3 protein-coding genes and 2 pseudogenes are annotated in these 3114 nt (G+C 41.0%); 3 read left to right on the forward strand and 2 right to left on the reverse strand.

The window, feature by feature from the left end:
* Together ACKLKD_RS27630 and ACKLKD_RS27635 are read left to right on the forward strand one after the other, a co-directional pair.
* Window positions 1-117, forward strand: a pseudogene (locus tag ACKLKD_RS27630) (IS5/IS1182 family transposase); the annotation flags it as partial.
* 168 nt (window positions 118-285) lie between these two features.
* Window positions 286-1830: a lipopolysaccharide biosynthesis protein gene (locus ACKLKD_RS27635; RefSeq protein ID WP_218570043.1), complete on the forward strand. Its 1545-nt coding sequence runs from the start codon at window positions 286-288 to the stop codon at window positions 1828-1830.
* A gap of 92 nt (window positions 1831-1922) precedes the next feature.
* On the opposite strand, the pseudogene ACKLKD_RS27640 reads toward ACKLKD_RS27635, so the two are convergent.
* Both ACKLKD_RS27640 and ACKLKD_RS27645 read right to left on the reverse strand, forming a co-directional pair.
* Window positions 1923-1994: pseudogene (locus ACKLKD_RS27640) on the reverse strand (IS1-like element transposase); the annotation flags it as partial.
* Window positions 1995-2068: 74 nt separating this feature from the next.
* Window positions 2069-2260 (reverse strand): Rop family plasmid primer RNA-binding protein, encoded by a 192-nt coding sequence (locus ACKLKD_RS27645; RefSeq protein WP_016947206.1) that lies wholly within the window; start codon window positions 2258-2260, stop codon window positions 2069-2071.
* Between the two features lie 410 nt (window positions 2261-2670).
* Between ACKLKD_RS27645 and ACKLKD_RS27650 the strand changes: the two genes are divergently transcribed.
* Window positions 2671-2784: a hypothetical protein gene (locus ACKLKD_RS27650; protein ID WP_032634168.1), complete on the forward strand. Its 114-nt coding sequence runs from the start codon at window positions 2671-2673 to the stop codon at window positions 2782-2784.
* Window positions 2785-3114: the final 330 nt, after the last annotated feature.

The following is a 3114-nucleotide window of genomic DNA, read 5'->3' on the forward strand; positions in this document are numbered from 1 at the left end:
AGGGGTTCACTGACGCTGCGTGACTACGATGGTCAGGTTGCGGAGGCTATGACCCTGGTACGAGCGCTGAACAAAATGACGAGAGCAGGTATGCCTGAAAGCGTGCGTATTGCCTGAAAACACAACCCGCTAGGGGGAGACTTACCCGAAATCTGATTTATTCAACAAAGCCGTTGCGAGTACACTATTGGTGGAGATGATCATAATGCCTTATAATCATACGGGATACGAACTTATAAAGTCCTAAAGTTTAGCTAAATCGGAATCTACAACGTAGATGGTAGCTTGAAGAATTATGATGTCTTTTATGGTGGTATCTTTAAAACCATCACGAATTATAAATTATTGAAAATTCAAAAGGATATTAAAAACAATATGACAGCACTAGTCAGTAGTTTTAAATGGGTTGGCATTGGACAACTTGTAAAAATAGCAACACAATTGGTTTCGTTATTCTACTTGACGCACTTAATCCCCCCATCGAGCTATGGACTATTAGCAATGTCATCTGTGGTTATGAATTTAGCAAACATATTCAATGACATGGGAACTGGGGCGGCAGTAATTCAGCGACAAGAGGCGTCGATCGGTTTTTATAATTACATATACAGGATAAACATTTTTACTGGGTTGTTTGTTATGCTGCTTGTAATAATAACATCCCCATTAATTGTCGTGTACTTTAACACACCCGAGCTATACCCGGTTCTATTTCTATTGGCTTTTAGCTTTCCAATTTCCAGCTTAACAATAACTCACAAAGCAAAATTAGAAAAAGAAATGAACTTTAAAGTCATCATTGCAATTGAAATTTTCTCTAGCCTTACAGGAATGGTGCTGGCAATAGTTTTAGCTAATTTAGGCTTTGGTGTTTATAGTTTGATTTTTCAAACACTGACAACAATATCAATATCCACAATATGTTTTTTGAAGGTTTCCGGGTTGAGTTTATCATTGAGAATTAAAAATATCAGCCATAGTGACAAGTCAGGAGTTATAGGGTTTAGTGGTTATTTATTGTCTTTTAATTTAATAAATTATTTTGCCAGGAATCTTGATTCTATTTTAATAGGCCGTTTTTTCTCATCCGCAATACTTGGGGTCTATTCGATTGCCTACCGCATTATGTTATTTCCGTTGCAGAGCCTGACGTTTGTTTTTTCTAGAGTTTTCTTACCACACCTTAGCAAAAACATAAATAACACTAATAACACTAATAAACAAGATTACTTAAATGCATTAAAACTTATACTATCATTAAGCGCGCCACTGATGCTAGGTTTATCTGCTACATCTTTTTCTTTTACGAGGATTTTCTTTGATCCTAAGTGGCACCTACTTGGAGACTTATTGCATTGGTTGGCACCTACAGCGATTATCCAATCAGCCTTGAGTACAACAGGTTCTGTTTTTATGGCCTACGGAAAAACAAGGTGGTTGTTTTTCTTAGGTTGCATTGGCGCTTTTTTGATGGGGTTGTCTTTCATTATAGGTGTTCATTTCGATATAAAAACATTGGTCTGCCTTTATTTTTTTGCAAACTTAATTAATTCACTCCCGGCATTTATTTCACTTAAGAATATCTTGAAGTTTAGTTACATTGAATTGGTAAACGTGTTTTTTAGAACTATCTCTCCAGCTTTTTTGATGTTCTTACTTATTAAAGTATGGCAGCATTTTTCCTTTTTCAAAAATGCCAGCATTGATTTTTCTTTTAATGTCGCATTGGGTATTTTTAGTTATATTGTTTTTTATACCTTGTTTAATTTCAATGAGGTTGTGAGGACAGGAGTAATTCATAAGTTAAGATGCATGACCAAGTTAAAGTGATTCATTTATTAAATTCATTAAATGAATTGGTAATGACTCCAACTTACTGCTTGTGTTTTATGTTCAGATAATGCCCGATACCGACTGCGGCCTAATTTTTTTAAGTGTCGTAAAATCGTGTTGAGGACAGTGCCCATAATGCGGGATGTGGCCCGGCATCCAAGGGGTCGGTTTGGGAAACGTAAATTATTGTACGTTAAGAACATAATTTAACCGTTTCTGATCGACACTTTCGCCATCAGTCACCCTCCTGTAGTGCATCCAGTCTGAGGGACAGTGTACGGAAAAGATGCTCCGCATCATCGTGGAGTTTCTCACAAAGGTCAGCCTCCGCATCGAGATCAAGCTCGTTAAGCTTCTCCAGCAGGAGCAGGGACTGATTCTGGATGAATTTAGCCATGTTCAGGGCAGTTTTCTGTTGTTTCGTCATAAGGGGCCTCAGGGCGTCAGTGCTCAGTGTAAAACCTGTCTCTTTTCCGCTTCCTCGCTCACTCAGTCGCTACGCTCCTGCCGTTCGGCTGCGGCGAGCGGACGGGACACACAGAAGAGTCATCGCTATCACCACGAAGAGAAAAGCCTATGGAAAAAGCCACGGCGTTGCCGTTTTTCCATAGGCTCCGCCCCCCTGACAAGCATCACGAAATCTGACGCTCAAATCAGCGGTGGCGAAACCCGACAGGACTTAAAGATACCAGGCGTTTCCCCCTGGTGGCTCCCTCGTGCGCTCTCCTGTTCCTGCCTTTCGGTTTACCGGTGTCATTCCGCTGTTATGGCCGCGTTTATCTCATTCCACGCCTGACACTCAGTTCCGGGAAGGCAGTTCGCTCCAAGCTGGACTGTATGCACGAACCCCCCGTTCAGTCCGACTGCTGCGCCTTATCCGGTAACTATCGTCTTGAGTCCAACCCGGAAAGACATGCAAAAGCGCCACTGGCAGCAGCCACTGGTAACTGATTTAGAGGAGATGGACTTGAAGTCATGTGCCAGTTAAGGCTAAACTAAACGAACAGTTTTGGTGACTGCGCTCCTCTATCTTAGCCAGTTACCTCGGTTCAAAGAGCCGCAAACTCTACGAACCTTCGAAAAAACCGCCCCGCAAAGGCGGTTTTTTCGTTTACAGAGCAAGAGATTACGATGCCAAAGAAAGGATCTCAAGAGGATCCTGTTCCATATGCCTACCCCTGAAGTGAAACCAGCACCACTCCGCGACACCAACCATCAAAATAAAACTATTTAACTAATTGTTTTTGATAAGAAAAAAACATATATAATCATGGTAATCAT

The sequence above is a fragment of the Klebsiella sp. 10982 genome (assembly GCF_048589245.1).
Lineage (GTDB): Bacteria > Pseudomonadota > Gammaproteobacteria > Enterobacterales > Enterobacteriaceae > Klebsiella > Klebsiella quasivariicola.